This is a genomic window from Verrucomicrobiales bacterium (genome assembly GCA_016793885.1).
Taxonomy (GTDB): domain Bacteria; phylum Verrucomicrobiota; class Verrucomicrobiia; order Limisphaerales; family UBA11320; genus UBA11320.
Genome location: JAEUHE010000042.1, coordinates 140762 through 157607 on the forward strand (window position 1 = coordinate 140762; position 16846 = coordinate 157607).

The 16846-nt window shown below is 58.5% G+C and carries 17 protein-coding genes; 14 read left to right on the forward strand and 3 right to left on the reverse strand.

From position 1 onward, the window contains the following. Positions 1–42 precede the first annotated feature (42 nt). From JNN07_05565 to JNN07_05620, 12 genes are all read left to right on the forward strand, one after another. Complete coding sequence (locus JNN07_05565; GenBank protein ID MBL9167187.1) at positions 43–930, forward strand: glycerophosphodiester phosphodiesterase; 888 nt, start codon at positions 43–45, stop codon at positions 928–930. A gap of 130 nt (positions 931–1060) precedes the next feature. Then, positions 1061–2233: a pyridoxal phosphate-dependent aminotransferase gene (locus tag JNN07_05570; protein ID MBL9167188.1), complete on the forward strand. Its 1173-nt coding sequence runs from the start codon at positions 1061–1063 to the stop codon at positions 2231–2233. A gap of 47 nt (positions 2234–2280) precedes the next feature. Next, a complete protein-coding gene (locus tag JNN07_05575; GenBank protein ID MBL9167189.1) occupies positions 2281–2820 on the forward strand; it encodes a hypothetical protein in 540 nt (179 codons plus the stop codon). A gap of 256 nt (positions 2821–3076) precedes the next feature. Next, positions 3077–3358: an exodeoxyribonuclease VII small subunit gene (locus tag JNN07_05580; GenBank protein MBL9167190.1), complete on the forward strand. Its 282-nt coding sequence runs from the start codon at positions 3077–3079 to the stop codon at positions 3356–3358. Next, the gene (locus tag JNN07_05585; protein MBL9167191.1) at positions 3351–5372 is read left to right on the forward strand and encodes a 1-deoxy-D-xylulose-5-phosphate synthase; all 2022 of its coding nucleotides are present in this window, start codon (positions 3351–3353) and stop codon (positions 5370–5372) included. Before JNN07_05580 ends, JNN07_05585 begins: the two co-directional genes overlap by 8 nt. A gap of 74 nt (positions 5373–5446) precedes the next feature. After that, a complete protein-coding gene (gene rpmB / locus JNN07_05590; GenBank protein ID MBL9167192.1) occupies positions 5447–5713 on the forward strand; it encodes a 50S ribosomal protein L28 in 267 nt (88 codons plus the stop codon). Positions 5714–5908: 195 nt separating this feature from the next. After that, entirely contained in the window at positions 5909–6451 is a 543-nt protein-coding gene (locus tag JNN07_05595) for a prepilin-type N-terminal cleavage/methylation domain-containing protein (protein ID MBL9167193.1), read from the forward strand. A 66-nt stretch (positions 6452–6517) separates the two neighbouring features. Continuing rightward, positions 6518–7120 (forward strand): hypothetical protein, encoded by a 603-nt coding sequence (locus JNN07_05600; protein MBL9167194.1) that lies wholly within the window; start codon positions 6518–6520, stop codon positions 7118–7120. A gap of 54 nt (positions 7121–7174) precedes the next feature. Then, the gene (locus tag JNN07_05605) at positions 7175–8872 is read left to right on the forward strand and encodes a hypothetical protein (protein MBL9167195.1); all 1698 of its coding nucleotides are present in this window, start codon (positions 7175–7177) and stop codon (positions 8870–8872) included. Positions 8873–8993: 121 nt separating this feature from the next. Next, the gene (locus JNN07_05610) at positions 8994–9395 is read left to right on the forward strand and encodes a hypothetical protein (GenBank protein ID MBL9167196.1); all 402 of its coding nucleotides are present in this window, start codon (positions 8994–8996) and stop codon (positions 9393–9395) included. Positions 9396–9446: 51 nt separating this feature from the next. After that, positions 9447–9842, forward strand: coding sequence for an ApaG domain (locus JNN07_05615; GenBank protein MBL9167197.1), 396 nt, complete (start codon positions 9447–9449; stop codon positions 9840–9842). Between the two features lie 26 nt (positions 9843–9868). Beyond that, on the forward strand, positions 9869–10669 hold the full coding sequence (locus JNN07_05620; GenBank protein ID MBL9167198.1) for an ABC transporter ATP-binding protein: 801 nt from the start codon (positions 9869–9871) through the stop codon (positions 10667–10669). A 5-nt stretch (positions 10670–10674) separates the two neighbouring features. On the opposite strand, the gene JNN07_05625 is transcribed toward JNN07_05620, so the two are convergent. The 3 genes from JNN07_05625 to JNN07_05635 all read right to left on the reverse strand — a co-directional run bounded on the left by JNN07_05625 (position 10675) and on the right by JNN07_05635 (position 15090). Then, positions 10675–11226, reverse strand: a complete 552-nt coding sequence (locus JNN07_05625) for a hypothetical protein (protein MBL9167199.1) — start codon at positions 11224–11226, stop codon at positions 10675–10677. Positions 11227–11325: 99 nt separating this feature from the next. After that, entirely contained in the window at positions 11326–14679 is a 3354-nt protein-coding gene (locus JNN07_05630; protein MBL9167200.1) for a HEAT repeat domain-containing protein, read from the reverse strand. A 96-nt stretch (positions 14680–14775) separates the two neighbouring features. Next, entirely contained in the window at positions 14776–15090 is a 315-nt protein-coding gene (locus JNN07_05635; GenBank protein ID MBL9167201.1) for a glycogen-binding domain-containing protein, read from the reverse strand. A gap of 226 nt (positions 15091–15316) precedes the next feature. Between JNN07_05635 and JNN07_05640 the strand changes: the two genes are divergently transcribed. Next, entirely contained in the window at positions 15317–16195 is an 879-nt protein-coding gene (locus JNN07_05640) for a fumarate hydratase (GenBank protein ID MBL9167202.1), read from the forward strand. A 31-nt stretch (positions 16196–16226) separates the two neighbouring features. Next, complete coding sequence (locus JNN07_05645; GenBank protein MBL9167203.1) at positions 16227–16802, forward strand: fumarate hydratase C-terminal domain-containing protein; 576 nt, start codon at positions 16227–16229, stop codon at positions 16800–16802. The last annotated feature ends 44 nt before the right edge of the window (positions 16803–16846 follow it).

Sequence of the window (16846 nt, forward strand, 5' to 3'; positions counted from 1 at the left end):
ACGGTGCTGTCATCAAGCCTGGGCTCTGCTTAGTCTCCGCTCATGAACACGCTCAGTATGATCCTCTGGATGGCCGCATTCAGCATTCTGGCCTGCGGTGTGGTTGCAACCGGGCGCGCCGAGGCCCCGGTGCCCACTGCGCTGGAATTGCTCCGGAGCAAACGTCCGCTGGTGATTGGTCACCGCGGCTACCCAGCCGTCGCACCGGAAAACTCCCTGCCTTCCTTTCGGCGGGCACTTGCGGCTGGGGCGGACTTGATCGAACTCGACTACCACCATTCGAAGGATGGAATCCCCGTGGTGGTCCACGACGGTACTTTGGATCGCACCACCGACGCGGTTCAACGCTGGGGTGGCAGCCATCACAAGCCGGGCGACTATACCGTGGGACAGCTGAAGGAACTTCAGACGGGACTTTGGTTCAAGCCACCTTATCCGGATGCTCCATTCCCCACCTTGAGGGAGGCCATGGAAGTCATTCAGAAGGGCAGTGTGACCTTGATTGAACGGAAGGGTGGTGACGCGGCGACCTGTGTCAAACTGTTGCGAGAGCAGGGGCTCATCAACCGAGTGGTGGTCCAGGCCTTTGATTGGCGATACCTCCGGGACTTTCGAGCCTTGGACCAGGCTCAGGTGCTTGCGGCGCTGGGTCCGCCGTACAGCCGCGATGGCAAGCGACTTGCAGATTCAGAGAAGGCTCTGAATGCGTCGTGGCTGGATGAGATCAAGTCGATGGGAGCGCAGGTGGCGGCCTGGAACAGTCAGGTCGACAAAACGGCGGTGCGGGCCGCGCATCGTCGAGGCCTGAAGGTTTGGGTGTATACCATTAACGACGAAGCGACGGCTCATCGGTTGCTCGATGCCGGGGTTGATGGGATCATTACCGACAATCCCGCGCTGCTGTGGAAGTGCCTGGCCATGCGGAGGTGAATCCGTGGAGCAGGGGGGGGGCAGCGGTTTGGGTTTGAAGTTTCGGGCGGGCGCCCTTTCAGGCTTTCCTCATCCCTCACACAAACGCTTGCACTCTTCCGGTGGCTCCCTAATTCTTACTGCCTCGTGTATGAACTATAAGATATCGCAACGCGCTGCAGCATTGGCTCCATCCCTGACCTTGGTCATTGACTCCAAGGCAAAACAGATGAAAGCGGCGGGCGAGGACGTGGTTGGCTTTGGCGCCGGCGAGCCGGACTTTGACACACCCCAGCACATTAAAGACGCTGCCTCCAAAGCGCTGGCAGACGGGTTTACCAAGTATACCGCCAGCAGCGGCATTCCCGAGCTACGGGACGCGATTGTGCAAAAGTTCAAGCAGGAGAACGGACTGACCTATAAGCCCTCCCAGGTCATTGTTTCCTGTGGGGGTAAGCATTCCTGTTACAACGTGATACTCGCGACCTGCCAGGAGGGCGATGAGGTGATCATTCCGGCGCCTTACTGGCTGAGTTATCCGGAGATGGTTAAACTGGCGAGCGCGACTCCGGTCATTTTACCCACCAGTGACCAGACCGAGTTCAAGGTGACGCCAGAACAACTACGAGCCGCCATCACTCCGCGCACCCGCCTGTTCATTCTGAACTCGCCCAGTAACCCGACCGGTGCCGTGTATACCCGCGAAGAGATCAAAGCCCTGGGGGATATTTGCGTCGAGAAGGGCGTGCTCATCATGAGCGACGAGATCTACGAGAAGTTAGTCTACGACGGAGCCAGCCACACCAGCGTAGCTAGCTTCTCCCAGGCGCATCTGGATCATACGATCATCGTTCACGGGTTTGCCAAGGCGTGGTCCATGACGGGCTGGCGGTTGGGATTTCTCGCCGCCCCGGAGCCGATCGCCAAGGCCATTGATGCCATTCAGAGCCACAGCACCAGCAATCCGAACTCCTTTGCTCAAAAGGGCGCGGTGGCGGCTTTGACCGGTTCGCAGGAACACTTGCCGAAGTGGCTGGCCGAGTATGCTAAGCGTCGGACTTACGCCCACCAGCGGCTGAGTGCGATGCCGGGGGTGAGCTGTGTGAATGCGAAGGGTGCGTTCTACCTGTTCCCCAACATCTCGAAGCTGGGGATCAAGTCGATCGATTTTTGTTCCCGATTGCTCGACGAGGAAAAGGTCGCCGCTGTGCCGGGGATCGCGTTTGGTGCTGAAGGGTATCTGCGAATCAGCTATGCCACCGGTCTCGCCAACATCGAGAAAGGCCTGGATCGCCTGGAACGCTTTGTGAAGCGCCTCGCTTAGGCATCCTGCTTCGCTGCCCAGCCGCCACTTGGATTCAGTTAGCTCTTATGTCGCAACATGCACTGGTCTGGCCTGAAGGATTCCGCGAGGTCTACGACCGAGCGGTGAAGTCCTATGAAGCGGGAGCCCAATCGGCGGATCGTCTGTTCTCGCCTTCCGAGGTTGCTTTTCTGGCATCGATTGGCTGCTCGGCCCAGGAACTCTTTGATTTTGTCGAAGATTATTGTCGCGGTGGGGAGCCTAGCTACGAATCGGTGCTCCTTGTGACCGCCTTGCGGCGGGAGTATTTTCTCAAGGTGCAGGGAGGGAAACCGAGCGGTCAGGTGGCCTCCTCCGCGGCGCTTCCCGCGAAGCAGGCGGCAGTGGCCGGGATCCCTTGGCTCCCGCGGATCATCGAAAAAGCCCGCATTAAGTTGCGAGGCGAAATGCCTCCGGAACTCATGTATGGATGTGGCGGCGACCGGCCGTTCCTCAAAAGCGTGGGTTTCGAGTTGGCGGATTTTTTACGCTTGGTCTGGGATGCGGGCGACAATACCGCTCAAATCGTTCGCACGGTGGTGGAACGGTCGAAGGAACTGCCCCGGTGATTTAACCAAATCCATGGCCTTTCTCCCTTCCTGGGGTGGCTTCCAAGGGCGTTATCATTAACGTCGATTCGATGGGTGAAATTGAACTTGGGATGGGCCTCGCGGTCTATTTGATGCGTGGGCAGTGATGGGATGAATCGTGGGGTGAACGACTTGTTTCCACTTCCCCCCAGAGGCAGACCTCACCTAACCGAGAATTGTTGTGTTGATGACTGCGTACTGGACGCCTTGGTGCAGATTCGCATAGGGTAGCTCGGTGTCAGGCACAACCAAACCAGTTTCTTCGTCCCCGAAGGCGGCCGATCCGGTCGTCTTTGAAGAGGCTTTGAAGAAGCTTGAGTCCATCGTGGACAAGATGGAAACGGGCGACCTTCCGCTCGATAAGATGCTGGCTCAGTATGAGGAAGGCGTGCGTTTGGGTCAAATCTGCCAACAGAAATTGGCTGAAGCCGAGCTCCGAATCGAAACACTGGAAAAGAATAGCGCTGGCGAACTGGTTTTGAAGCCTTCGTCGCACCTTAGCCCTGAAGATGAATAACAGCACGAGCGGTCGTTACTTGGACATGGTGGATCACCCTTCGCACGTCAAGAAATTGACGGTGGACCAACTGGGGCAACTGTCCTCGGAGATCCGGGAGGAGTTGATCACGAAGCTCGCCAAAAACGGGGGGCATCTAGGCCCCAATTTGGGTGTCGTGGAGCTGAGCGTGGCGCTGCACTACGTGTTCTCGACTCCGACGGATAAGTTCGTCTGGGACGTGAGCCATCAGGTCTACGTGCACAAGATTCTCACGGGGCGCAAGGACCGTTTTCACACCATTCGCACGACCGAGGGACTGAACGGCTTTGCGTTGCGCAGCGAGAGCGAGCACGATTGCTACGGGGCGGGGCACGCAGGTACTGCTCTTTCGGCAGCGCTGGGTATGGCCGCTGCCCGCGACCAAAAGAAGGGTGACGAGCATGTGGTGTGCATCTTCGGCGACGCCGCCTTGACCAACGGGATTTCATTCGAGGCGCTCAACAACATCCACCACACGACCAAGCGCTTCATTGGCATCCTTAACGACAATGAGTGGAGCATTGCCAAGAATGTCGGGGCCATCGCCACCTACTTGGGCAAGCTGACCACCAATCCTCGTTACAACAAGCTGACCCGAGATTTCGGTGCCTGGATCAAGCGGCTTCCGAAGGGCCAATTGGCCCTCAAGATCGGCCACAAGGCTGAGGAATTCATGAAGAGCGCCGCCACCGCGGTTTCGCTCGAACAAAACCCTGCGGCGATGGAGTCGGACGGGCGCGGGGGGCACGGAAGCAGCGTCTTGTTTGAAGAGATGGGCGTTCGCTACCTGGGCCCGATCGATGGCCATGACCTGCCTCTATTGATCAGCACCCTGGAGTTCGCCAAGACCTTCGACCAGCCAATCGTGATCCACATTCTGACGCAGAAGGGTCGGGGCTACGATGCTGCTTTGCAGCATCCTGAGAAGTTCCATGGACTCGGGCCTTACGATATTCGCACGGGCGATACGCCGCCTCCCAAGCCGGGCACTCCGCCTGCCTATCAAGACGTGTTCGGTCAGGCGATGGTGAAGCTGTGTCAGAAAGATGCCAGTCTGGTAGGGGTGACGGCCGCGATGCCGAGCGGCACGGGGCTCAAAGCCCTGGAAAAGGCCATGCCGGAGCGCTACTACGATGTGGGTATCGCGGAGGAGCACGCGGTGCTGTTTGCCGCGGGCATGGCCACCATGGGATTCCATCCGGTCGTGGCCATCTATTCGACCTTCCTTCAGCGTGGCTACGATTGCATCGTGCATGACGTGGCGCTCCAGGACCTGCCGGTGATTTTCTGTATGGATCGGGCTGGACTGTCGGCGAACGATGGTCCGACGCACCATGGTCTCTTTGACATCTCCTTCCTGCGCTGCGTGCCGAACATCATTTGCATGTCGCCCAAGGATGAAGACGAGCTGGTGGACATGATGTTCACGGCGTCGCACCAGAAGCATCCGACCTTCATTCGCTATCCGCGGGGGGCAGGAGAAGGGGTGCCCATCAAGGATCAGCCTAAGCTATTGCCGGTCGGCATGGCGGAAGTGGTGCAGAACTTTGCCAATAACCGGGCTCAGAAGATCTCTATCTTCGCGCTGGGGAACATGATGAAGATGGGCTTGGAGGCCGCCAGCCAGCTGATTGCTCAAGGCTTTGATGTGGCGGTGATTAACCCTCGGTTTACCAAGCCTATCGACGCTGAGCTGACCGCTCATTTTGGAAATGTGTCGGACGTGGTGGTGACCATGGAAGATCATGTCCTCATGGGCGGCTACGGCAGCACCGTTCTGGAGTTGTTCAGCGAGAAGCGCATCCATACACCGGTGGTCCGGATCGGGTGGCCGGATGCGTTTATTGAGCATGCCTCCTCGGTCGACTATTTGCGTGCTAAACACGGATTGACCGTCCAAAGAACCGTGGAGCTGGTCAAAGCCCAATTTACACTGGCACCGGTGGATTCTCCGTCGGCGACCAAGGCGGTTAATCCCGTCAAAGGATCCTAATTAAAGTTAGAGCTTGCAACCCGGCGCAGGGCAGATACCTTTTGCGCTCATTTTGACCGAACTTTTGAATTGTTATGGCGAGAATTTGCGAATTAACCGGTAAGCGTCCGATCAAAGGCAGCATCATCTGGCGCAGTGGTAAAGCCAAGAAGCAGGGGGGTATTGGTACCCACGTCACCGCCATCACCAAGCGGCGCTTCTTCCCCAACCTGCAGCGGGTAAAGGCCGTTATTAATGGTGAAGTGCGCTACATCCGGGTGACGGCTAGCGCCATCAAGAAAGGCTTGGTCACCAAGCCGCAAAAGCGGAACTGGAAGAAGCCGGAAGCCGCCAAGAAGTAAGGCTCCTCCCATCTCTTTCCCTCAGCGAGGCCCGTGTTTCACGGGCCTCGCTTTTTTTTGTCTCGTTCCCAGACGAGTGTCCCACGCCGCCCTTGGCATCAGGGCTGCTTAAAGGAACCGTCGGTGGGAGACGCAGGTTGGACCCGCCGGACCAAACATCGTGTTTGGGCTTAGGAACTGCACAGCGAGAAGGTCATGAAGATCACTACCGGCCAGAAACGGTCAAAAAGGGCAGCTTACACGCTGATTGAGATGATGTTTGCCATCAGCATCACCAGCGTGATGTTTTTCGCGGGAATGAGCGCCATCAGCTTCTCCAAAATTCAGCTGATCAAGGATAAGGAGCGTGCCATCATTTCGGACTTCGCTGTCCATTATCTAGAGATGCTCCGCGGATTGCCGTTCGACAGCATGGCGCCTGGCAATCCCATTAATCCCATCTTTGACGGAGTCAACGCCACCGAGTCGGGGAAGAAGTTTCAGGTGATCATCCCGGCCAACTCCAACTGGGTGGATTTGAACACGGCCAGCTACCAGCTTTTCTGCCCGGACTTGTCCACCATGAGCACGCGCAATCCGAAGATGAGCCTCGGTTTTTCTACCACCAGCTCCGGCGGTGTGGTTCGGACGCGCCAAGCCACGTTGAGTGTTTCCTGGGAATCCCCGCTCGGCCAAGGCGGCACCAATAGCATGCGCCTGGACCTCTTGCGGGTTCGAGACATCGAAGTTCGTCAATAGACTCGAGCAGCCCCACTCGATTCCACCTAGAGCATCCACCTATTATCCGATCGAATCAAAGTCACTATGAAGCTCAAGCTACCTTACTCCCGCTCCGCTCGACGGCTTCGCCGCGGATTCACCATTCTCGAAATGTGGATCAGCATGACGATTGGCACGATGTGTCTGGGGGCCGTTGGTGTGATCTACCTGGAGATGGCAAAAGCCCAACGCAGCGGTCTGGCCAACGCCGTCCTGGAGCAGAAGGCCGATAATCTTCAGGATCAGCTTACCGGCCTCTTCCGTACGATGAGCGCCACGACTTCGGCCACCCTGGGGGAGGCGAGCTCCAGCAATTCTGCCGCCTTTTACCGAGCAGTGGTGAGCAAGGGGGTAGGGCAGCCTCAGGAGAGTATCCGCTTTGTCCCCGCGAACAACTCGGTGCGTTACGATCCTAACATCAATGTGGGGGGCAACTCGCGAGCCGTTTGGACCAGCGAAGCCGACTCCGTTATACTCCGTGAATGCTATTTCAGCCTGGGTTTGAAGGCGGGAAATCGACCCGATGGCAGCTTGGTCACGGTCACCTTCCGTATGGACGATGACTACGCTGGGCGTCGTCGGTCGGGCGCTGCTTACAAGGTTAACGAAATCAACCGTCAGTTCACCATTCGTCTCCGCGGCCCTTAATTGGGCGGCCCGGCTCCACAACTCCATCGGTTCCATTTTTAGCTCAGCAATTTTATGAAGATTCAGATTTATCCCGAACGTTCAGAGGAGGGTTCCGCCCTCGGTCACTGTCTGTGGATGTCGATGCTGGTCGGCATGGGGGCCTACAGCCTCCTCGATCTCAGCACGACGCGAATCCGAGCCGCTCACAATCGGACGGATTTCAACGAGGCGTTCTATCACGCAGAGAATGTGCTGAATTGGGCCGCGACACAGATCGCGGACAATGCCAATCCAGAAGGGACATTCACCCTCACTTCCGGCAACTTAAGCCTCAGTTATCTCAGCGGCCTGAGCTATCCCGGAGTGAGCGGGTTCAAGGATGCGTCGGTCGTGATCTCACCTCTGAGCAACGGGGTGGCCAAGGTCTACACCGTCCAGGCTTCTGCAAAGGTGGGCAACAAGACCCGAACCCTTCTGGCGACAGTGCGCAAAGAGGCGCCTAGCCATGTGTTTGACTACGAGTATTTCTTGAACAACTGGGGATGGTGGTGGGGATCTTCCATTACCGGCAACGGCGACAACCGATCGAACTGGGATTTTGATTTCCGTTACAATCCGAGCGTTAACGGCATGGTGACTGCCACCGGGGAGATCTCAGCCAACGGCGTGCCGATGGATCCCTTCAACGCGGCCTCCGTTCCCTTAGCGGGGTTGGCCAAGAGCGATCCCTTGACCTATCTCAAGGACGGATCTGAGAGTCTGGCGATGCCCAATCTCAAGGACCTGACCCATTACACCTCAATGGCCACCAGCAAGGGCGGAAGCCTGAAGACCTCCACAACGACCATCAGTGGTGTGCACACGAACGCGGCCAAGCCTGGCCTCTACCTGGTGGGCACCGATACCGACCCCATCGTGATCGATGGACCTGTGGTTATCCCTGGGGATGTCGTCATCTCTGGCAAGATTACTGGCGTGGGCACGCTGTACGTCGGTGGCAATCTCTACATCGCTGGAGACATCTCCTATAAAAACGGCCCGGACTTCACCACGCCTCCTGAGACCATGGCTGCCGCCAGCCGTGATTCTTGGGTGTCCAATGCCGTGGATGCCAAGAAGGACTTGGTCGCGTTCGCTGTCCGGGAATCGGTGTTCGGCGGCAACGTGAACTCTTCCGAGTGGAAAGCTGCTTGTTTCGATCCTTCGAGCTACGGCCTCAAAAATGTGGGCGGCGAATCCAAGATCGGGGCAGACGGCATCCTCGGCACCCCGGATGACAATATTAACTATAAGGACACCAACGGGGACGGGTCACCGGACAGCGCCTGGTTCGACGCCGATGGAGATGGTGTGGTGGATGCAAACTATGTTTATGACAGCCTGAAAGTCGACGCCACTCGGGCGGCGACGATCGACGGCTATCCGGTGGATTCTTCATCGGGTGCGCCGGTTGATTTCAGCACCGTCGCCTCCAATAACTTCAATCGCATGGATGGGGTGTTCTACTGCAATCATGCCTTGGCGCTGAGGTCTACCAAGAGCGGATTTATCGGCAATGGAGCGGTCATCTGCCGGGATGAAGCGATGGTTTTCAGTGGATGGTTGAAGTTCAACTACGACCCTCGGATTCATAGCCGCTACTCGTCTGATCCGAACCGATTTGTCGATCTCGGATTGCCCCTGGCCAACTCCATCCAGGTGCTTTCGTTGACCGAGATCGTTGCTCCCATCGCCAGTAGCACCTCGACCACGGTTGTCTCGGGTTACTGAGAACAGTCGATCGCGGCGGGCTTTATTTTTGGGGAACCGGATTCTGTCTCGCCGGCTCGAGCGGGCCCTGGGCGGGGTCTGGTTCCCAAGAGTTTCGTGTCTAATCTTGATAGGATGGCATATGCAGAAGATCGTTTTTGGTTTGAGCGTATTGGTGGTTTGTCTGGGCAGCGGTCGAGTGATGGCGATCGATCCGCTTCCTCCGGAGATTGAAAAGGCTTCTCTTGAGAAAAAAGCGGCCTACTGGCAGAGGACCTCGCGCGAGTCGGGCGAACAGCGCGCCAAGGTAGCCCAGCAACGCTATGATGCGGCCTTGGTCTACAAACGCGCGCTGCTAAGCCATGCAGAGGAGCGGCTGCAGCGCGCCGAAGCCCGGTTCGAGGCGGAGACCAAGCCCTCCGAGGTTGTGGTGTCCGCCCCGGAAGGTTCTTCGGTGGGTTTGTATGTGCTCCTGGCCGGTGTTCTTGGAGCCGGTGCCTTTCTGATGCATCGCCAGATGAAAGAAGCGGACCAGCCCGTCTAAAGAATCCGATTGCTGCCCGGATGATGGCTCGATAAGCATTGTGGCTGTCACATGAGCCAAAGTTCCAAGCCGGTCGAGGTGCCGGGCCTGAATGTCACTCTGGATCGCCTGGTTTACCGCCACGCTCCAGAGATCTCGCCTGACCGGCCTCACTGTTTCGTCTATTTCCTCACCATCCACAACCGTTCGGCGCAGGCGGTGACGATCAAGGGGCGCAAATGGGTGGTATCCCATGACGATGGAAGCACGCTGGTGGTGGAGGGCGACGGCGTGGTTGGAAAGACTCCCACCATACCGCCGGGGGATGAGTTTTCCTACAACAGCCAGCATCTCACCGATACCCGTCACGCTGTCGCCGAGGGTAGCTACCTCGGTTTGGATAGCGACGGACGCAAGGTCCTGATCCGCATTCCACGGTTCGAACTGGCGGTTCCGGCCACTGAGTGAGGGCGTCGACGATTTCCTTTGTCTCCATGCGCCTCACCGAAGTTCTCCACGTTCACGACCTGTGCATCCGGCGCGGGAAAACCAAGATACTGGACTCCATCGAGTGGCGGGTTCAGAGCGGCGAGCATTGGGTTATTTTGGGCGCCAACGGGTCCGGGAAAACCTCGCTGCTCAGCGCTCTGACCGGATACCTCACCCCTACCTCGGGCGGCATGACTGTTTTTGGCGAGGTGTACGGTGAAACGGATTGGAGGTCCCTGCGATCTCACATCGGCCTGGTCAGTTCCTCGATTCGCCAGCTTATGCCGGAGCACGAGCCCGCTCTCATCTCCGTGGCGAGCGGCCGGTACGCCATGATCGACTTTTGGGGCGAACCCAACCGGCGTGATCGGAAGGCGGCCCAGTCCATCTTGCGACGGATTGATTGCGCGCATCTGGCGGATCGTCCTTGGCTTTATCTGTCGCAAGGGGAGCGTCAGCGCGTGCTCATCGGCCGCGCTCTCATGGCTCAGCCGAAGGTGCTGATCTTGGACGAGCCGTGTGCAGGCCTCGATCCGGCCGCGCGCGAGTCCTTTCTGGGGTTTTTGGATCAGCTGGGACGTCACCCAGGTGGACCCAACCTCATTTTGGTCACTCATCATGTGGAGGAAATCACCCCCGCCTTCACGCACGCGATGGTTCTGCGGGAGGGACGCATCAGCGCGCAAGGACCCATTCCTAAGGTGGTCACTTCAGCGCAGCTTTCGTCGGCCTTTGGAGCGCAAGCGCTGGTGCGGCGAGTGCAGGGTCGTTACACCTTGCGAATCCAGTCCCCGTCCCGCTGGTGAGCCGCCTACATCTCCGAGGTTAGGAGGTGATGGAGGAGCGCGCGGGTTTCGATCTCCTGGATCTTCTGGAGGGTGACTCTTTCAGCCACTTGGTGACGATCTTTGGACACGCGCTGGCAGGCGCTGATCACCGCTTCAGGATCCCATTGGCCCTTCTTGACCAGTTCGTGCAGCAAGGAGGGGTTTTCCTCCGCCGTGAGAAAGTGTTCCACTTGCCTGGCCAGGTGGGCGAAGCAGGCATGGGCGCCCACTCGATGGAACCAATACCGCGCGTTGCTATAGTCGGGCTCGCGCCGGTGCAGGATGGCATGGATCAAATTGCCGTCGGGAGTCTCGCAGTCCTGAACGATGGCGTGGGCGGCGTCGTGATGATCATTCCAGAGCAACAGCAAGGCGCGGATCAGCTCGGTGACGTCATGGGGTACTCCTACCCGCTCCAAGGTGTGATCAATCTCTGCGCGAGAGAGGATGTTCATCCGAGGTCCCGGCCCCAGATCGGCCATGCCCGGACGGTTGAGAACGTATTCCAGGGCTTCGGGAAGGTCGGTGCTATGCATGGCAGTCGGAGTTGGTAAAGAATTCTGATTCATGGAGCTGCTGCGGAGCGGCGGGCGTGGCCGCGCACCTGTTCAGGACGCCCGAGGCCCTCATGTGGGTTACTTGGACTGCGATAAAAACTCCACTAGGTTACGCAAGTCTTGTTTGCTCAGCATTTGGCGAAGTTCTTCGGGCATTCCTGACAAGCCCCGTTCGCGGCTGGTGATATCCGACTTCTTCACCTTCACAATACCGTCCTCGGGAGAGTTGATTTCCAGTTCGGTCTCTGTGTCGAGTTTGACCTGGCCCGCGTAGGCGCTGCCATCCTTCAAGGTGACGAGTACGGTTTCGAACCCGGCCGCTATTTTTTCGTTCGGAGCCACAATCGACTCCAGGATGTAGTTTCTAGCCTGGCGGGAGCCGATGCCGGTGAGGTCGGGACCTACTTCGCCGCCTTCAGCGCCGACTTTGTGGCAGCGCACGCAGGAGACATCGGCCCGCTCGATGAAGATTTTCTTCCCGAGCGCCGCATCGCCACCCTCCAGACATTCACGGTAGGCGGCGATCTTGTCGGTCTTGCTGCGGGATGCTTCGTACGTCGCCAAACGATCCTTGAGCGCGGGGGAAGATCGCTTCCCGGCCGATTCCAGCAGATCCAGGTGGAGATAGGCCGGGACCTTGCCTTCCGTCAGCCGATCGATCCACCGGGCCAGCACTTGCTCGGAGGCGCCGTCCTTCAGGCCTCCCAGCGCACTGGCGGCTGCCTGCTGCTCGCCTCGAGTGCCTTTTTCGAGGCTGGCTTCAATCGTGCGGAGCGCATCCTGACCTCCCGACTCACCCTGCAGCCGGGTGGCCTCGCGCTTAAGTCCCTCGGCGGCATCGGCTTTGGCTATCTCGATCGCTTGGTTCAGCCGGGCGTCCTTCAAATCGGCCAACGCCTTCAGGGCTTCACGTCGCGGCTCAATTCCAGCGGTGGTGTTGGAGAGAAGTTCCAGCAGCGAAGCTCCGGTGTCGGTTTGCTTCCAGGCTGCTGACAAGCGAGCGGATTCCACCTGAACCTCGGAACTCCCCGATTTGATCAGGCTAGGAAGATGGGGTGATAGGCCGGTGATGGCCTGCGTCGCAACTCGCGCCGGTAGGGGTCTCCAGAGTCCAGTGATGGCGTCACGTCGGGTGGGCTCTCCCCATTTCGCCAGCGACTGAATGGCTTGAACTCGGATGGCCGCTCCGAGGGTGCTATTCGTGGCGATCCGGACCAGTCGCTCGGCCGCTTCAGCGGTGCCGACGCGCAGTTGGGCATCGACCACGCGGCGTCCGAGCGGCGTGGAGGTTTCCGAGGTGAGTTCTATGGACGCCAGGTCGGGCATGGCCTGGTCGATCGGGAGATCATGGACAGCTCGTCCGGCTTCGACGGCAACTCGCGGGTCCGCATCGCGCAGAAAGCGGGAGATGCTCGGGCTCTTCAAGCGGCGCAGCCCGAGCACCGCGGTGGTGCGGACCTCGGAGGAAGGATCGGCGGCTGCGGCGAGGAGAGGCGCTTCTTCCCTGATTCCGGCGAGGCCTAGCACGGCTGCGTGACGGAGGTAGGGATCGCGGGCCGATTCGTTGTCTCGAGCCAGCTTGAGAAATGCCGAGGCCGAGGCGGGGACTTGAAGCTTGGCGAGTGCGATCCCGGCAAGCAGCCGGTTGCGGGGCAGGGGATCGTTCAGCATTTCCGCCAGCTTGCCCGCCGCAGGCTTCCAGCTCACCTCTCCCAGGCACTTGGCGGCTTGGGCGGCCACTTCACGGTCCGAGTCGTTCAGGAGCGCCAGCAGGGCATCCAGGGAAGCTCGCGATGGCGCATCGTTGTTGCGCTGCCGCAGCACCTGCCCGAGACCCCAAATTCCATGAACTCGGGCCAGGAGCCGATCGCCTTGGCGCGCGGCATCGCGCAGTGCTACCTCGCCCGCGGTTCCCTTGTCGGCCAAAGCGAACTGACTGCGAAGCCGTACCCGCTGATCCTGATGTCCCAGGAGCGGCACAAGATCAGATACCGGTCGCAGGCTGAGATCCTCGCCGATGAGTTGCTTGGTTTCCTTGAGCAGGGGATTGTCTTTCTGATTGGGATCTGAGATCCGATAGATCCGTCCCTTCCCGGTCTTGTCCCATCCTTGAACCCAATCTGACACATAGACGCCACCGTCGGGGCCAAATTCAACATCGGTGGCGAGAAGGTCGGAGATGAGATGATCTCGGTCGACGAGCTCAAAGCCCGCGCCTTTGGGCTTTACCGCAAACGAGTGCACGCTACTGCCTTTCCCGCCGGTGAAGTCCACCAGGAAGAAGTGGCCTTGATATCTTTCTGGCAAACCGGTTCCGGGATAGTGAGCGAGCCCGGAGGGACCGCTCGTGATGTTCGCCACCGGCGGAATGAGGTAGGCCGGCTGCTCCGGGCTGGGAGGATAGCACATCTTCTCTGAAATCCAGGGGCCTCGAGAGTTCGGTTTGTCGATGAACTGATAACCAATGTGCCACCCAGAATCCCCGCCCTCCAGCAGATAGACCCAGCGGGCGGGATCCCCGCCGTCGGAATTGTTGTCGCCCGTGAACCAGTTCCCTAAATCATCGAAGGCTATTTCCTGGGGATTTCGCAACCCCTGAGCAAAGATCTCCAAGCCGCTGCCATCCGGATTACAACGATAGACCGCCCCCGTCTCCGGATTGGAGATCGTGCGGCCGTCCGCGGTGACTACATGGCCGCCTCGATCGCCCACGGTAAAGTAGAGCCTGCCGTCGGGCCCTACGATCAGTCCGTGCAGGTCATGGCCCAGAAACCCGGTTCGAACTCCGAAGCCATGCAGGAGGGAATTCTTTCCTTCGGCCACACCGTCGCCATTGGCGTCGCGCAGTTCCCAAAGGTGGGGAATGTTGGCGAAATAGACCCGTCCTTTCCAAGCCAACACGCCCGAGGCAAGCCCGTCTTCGATGGCGTTATATCCATCGCTGAACACCGTGGCCTGGTCCGCATAACCCTGTCCTTTGGAATCCCACACTTTGCGCACCCGATCCGAATACTTGGTGTACCAGTCGAGCCGCCCCGCTTCATGCTTCTTGATGATCGCGATACGGTCATCGACCGACCGCGAAGCCAGTTCCTCATCCAGCCAGCCCATGTGGCCGCGGATGTCGGTGACACCGGCCGAGTGACGGAAAGTTTCCACGACATAGCAATTGCCCTGGTCATCGAAATTGAACGCAACGATGTTTGCCACCAGAGGTTCGGCCGCCCACAGCTCGGTTTGGAGGCCCGGGGCCACTCGGAATTTCTTGATGGCCATCTCGCCCTCTCGGCTGGCCGGCATGACGTTGCCCCCCGTTTGAGGCGCGTTCCCGAAGGATTCTTCGGCGGCTTTCAGATCCGGACTCAGAGCTAGAAACGGGACTGCAAAAAAAAGAGCCCCTCGCAGGGCTCGAACAACATATGCCTTCATCATCGTATCAACCATTCGTTGTGCCGCAGTTGTATAGACGGCGCCAGGGAATGGTTATATTCGATATGAGTCTCGCTCTCAAGCCGCGAGTTTTCGAATCTAGGGCAGGACGATCAAGGAATTGTGAGATCCGAACGGATTCGGCGCCGTGAGCGGGCAGTGCGGATCTTCCTTCCAGACACCATCCACCACCAAACGGTATTCATGCTCGCCCTCCGGAAGGGTGATCTCCTTGGCCCAACGACCATGGCCCAAATCGACCATCTCGGTAACCTGAGGATGCCACTCGTTGAAGGTACCTGCGATATTGACCTGCTTTGCGGTCGGATCAAAGTATTCAATGTGAACAACATGGGTGCGGACACGGGAGGATGGCTTCACTTTGTTCTTATGAGATTCTTTAGTGGTGTTCATGGTTGAGGTGTCGAATGGTTCATCGTTTTTTAACTCGCGGCGAGGCCAACAAACAGCCGGCCAGGAATTCCGCCAGGCCTACGTTGGCTGAAAGGTGCCGGATTTTGTTTCGGTACCGAGGGAGGTGATTGTTTCCGGGTAGGGACGCATCCGCGCCGGCGAGCATTCCCGACTCCGTCGTGTGATTGACACCCTTTGAGCCAGGAACTACGGTCGCGACGCTCTTATGCAAGCGTTGCTGGACACTCTGTTAGAACTCATTCGTCGCACATCCGCCGAGATTCCGGACGATGTGCAACGCGCGATCATCGGCTCCCTCGAGAACGAAAAGAAGGGGACGATCGCTGAATCCGCCCTCAAAATCATCGAACGGAACATTGAGCTGGCCAAACGCAAGTCCCAGCCGATTTGCCAGGACACCGGGAGCATCATCTTCTATGTCGATTGCCCCATCGGCTTTGATCAGATCACCTTCACGGAGGCGGCTCGGCAGGCGGTGACACTCGCGACCAAGAAGGGGTATCTGCGCCAGAACTCCGTGGATTCACTCACGGGCAAGAACGACGGCACCAATGTGGGGCCGGGCGCTCCGACTCTCCACTTTCACCAGCATCGATCAGCCGAGACGGAGGTGCGCCTGATCTTGAAAGGGGGCGGATGCGAGAACGTGGGGGCCCAATACTCACTGCCGGACGAGAGCCTGCACGCGAACCGGGATCTGAAGGGCTGTCGCGCGGTAATTCTGGATGCCATTATCCAAGCACAGGGCAAGGGGTGCGGGCCGGGAATCCTGGGCGTTTGCATCGGGGGCGACCGGGCGACCGGCTACGAGTTTTCCAAGCAGCAGTTCCTCCGATCCTTGTCAGATCGCAACCCTGTTCCCCAACTCGATGAGCTGGAGCAGGAAATTCTTCAGACTGCGAATGAGCTAGGCATTGGTCCCATGGGATTTGGAGGCAAAACCACTCTGCTCGGCGTTAAGATATGTGCGGCCAACCGGTTGCCGGCCTCGTTCTTTGTGAGCGTGAGCTACATGTGCTGGGCCTATCGGCGTCAGGGTATTCGACTGGACAATGCTTTCAGCATCGCCCAGTGGCTTTATTGAACTGAACTGAACCGAACCGAATCAAACTGCTATGATTTCTCTGTCTGCTCCGTTCACGGCCGAAAAAATCAGCGCCTTGAAGGTTGGTGATGCGGTGGAACTCACTGGCGTTCTCTATACCGGTCGAGATGCCGTGCACAAGTACCTTCATGAAGGTGGAACACTGCCACCTGAGGTCAACCTGCGTGATGGAATCCTCTATCACTGTGGTCCGGTGGTGATCAAGGATGCCAATGGTGAATGGAAGGTCACCGCAGCCGGTCCGACGACTTCGATTCGCGAGGAACCATACCAATGGCAGGTCATTCGTGATTTTGGCCTGCGCGGGGTGATTGGCAAAGGAGGGATGGGGGATCGCACACTGGAGGCGTGTCAGAAATACGGGTGTGTCTACCTGCATGCCATCGGAGGCGCGGCGCAGGTCCTGGCGGAGTGCATTAAGAAAGTGCGCAATGTCTACTTGCTGGAGAAGTTTGGCGCACCGGAGGCCATCTGGGAGTTGGAAGTGGAACGGTTTCCAGTGGTGGTGACCATGGATTCCCATGGAGGATCGCTTCACGACCGCGTGTTGGCCGACAGCCGGAAGGCTCTCGCCAGCCGACTGTAGTTCGTGGTGAAAACGTCTGAGTTGCTGAGGATGGTGCTCTGTAG

What these genes read in the sequence shown, in the direction of transcription:
- JNN07_05565 (MBL9167187.1), top strand. Translation starts at nt 43, where the DNA reads ATGAACACGCTCAGTATGATCCTCTGGATGGCCGCATTCAGCATTCTG.
- JNN07_05570 (MBL9167188.1), top strand. Translation starts at nt 1,061, where the DNA reads ATGAACTATAAGATATCGCAACGCGCTGCAGCATTGGCTCCATCCCTG.
- JNN07_05575 (MBL9167189.1), top strand. Translation starts at nt 2,281, where the DNA reads ATGTCGCAACATGCACTGGTCTGGCCTGAAGGATTCCGCGAGGTCTAC.
- JNN07_05585 (MBL9167191.1), top strand. Translation starts at nt 3,351, where the DNA reads ATGAATAACAGCACGAGCGGTCGTTACTTGGACATGGTGGATCACCCT.
- rpmB (MBL9167192.1), top strand. Translation starts at nt 5,447, where the DNA reads ATGGCGAGAATTTGCGAATTAACCGGTAAGCGTCCGATCAAAGGCAGC.
- JNN07_05595 (MBL9167193.1), top strand. Translation starts at nt 5,909, where the DNA reads ATGAAGATCACTACCGGCCAGAAACGGTCAAAAAGGGCAGCTTACACG.
- JNN07_05600 (MBL9167194.1), top strand. Translation starts at nt 6,518, where the DNA reads ATGAAGCTCAAGCTACCTTACTCCCGCTCCGCTCGACGGCTTCGCCGC.
- JNN07_05605 (MBL9167195.1), top strand. Translation starts at nt 7,175, where the DNA reads ATGAAGATTCAGATTTATCCCGAACGTTCAGAGGAGGGTTCCGCCCTC.
- JNN07_05610 (MBL9167196.1), top strand. Translation starts at nt 8,994, where the DNA reads ATGCAGAAGATCGTTTTTGGTTTGAGCGTATTGGTGGTTTGTCTGGGC.
- JNN07_05615 (MBL9167197.1), top strand. Translation starts at nt 9,447, where the DNA reads ATGAGCCAAAGTTCCAAGCCGGTCGAGGTGCCGGGCCTGAATGTCACT.
- JNN07_05620 (MBL9167198.1), top strand. Translation starts at nt 9,869, where the DNA reads ATGCGCCTCACCGAAGTTCTCCACGTTCACGACCTGTGCATCCGGCGC.
- JNN07_05625 (MBL9167199.1), bottom strand. Translation starts at nt 11,226, where the DNA reads ATGCATAGCACCGACCTTCCCGAAGCCCTGGAATACGTTCTCAACCGT.
- JNN07_05630 (MBL9167200.1), bottom strand. Translation starts at nt 14,679, where the DNA reads ATGATGAAGGCATATGTTGTTCGAGCCCTGCGAGGGGCTCTTTTTTTT.
- JNN07_05635 (MBL9167201.1), bottom strand. Translation starts at nt 15,090, where the DNA reads ATGAACACCACTAAAGAATCTCATAAGAACAAAGTGAAGCCATCCTCC.
- JNN07_05640 (MBL9167202.1), top strand. Translation starts at nt 15,317, where the DNA reads ATGCAAGCGTTGCTGGACACTCTGTTAGAACTCATTCGTCGCACATCC.
- JNN07_05645 (MBL9167203.1), top strand. Translation starts at nt 16,227, where the DNA reads ATGATTTCTCTGTCTGCTCCGTTCACGGCCGAAAAAATCAGCGCCTTG.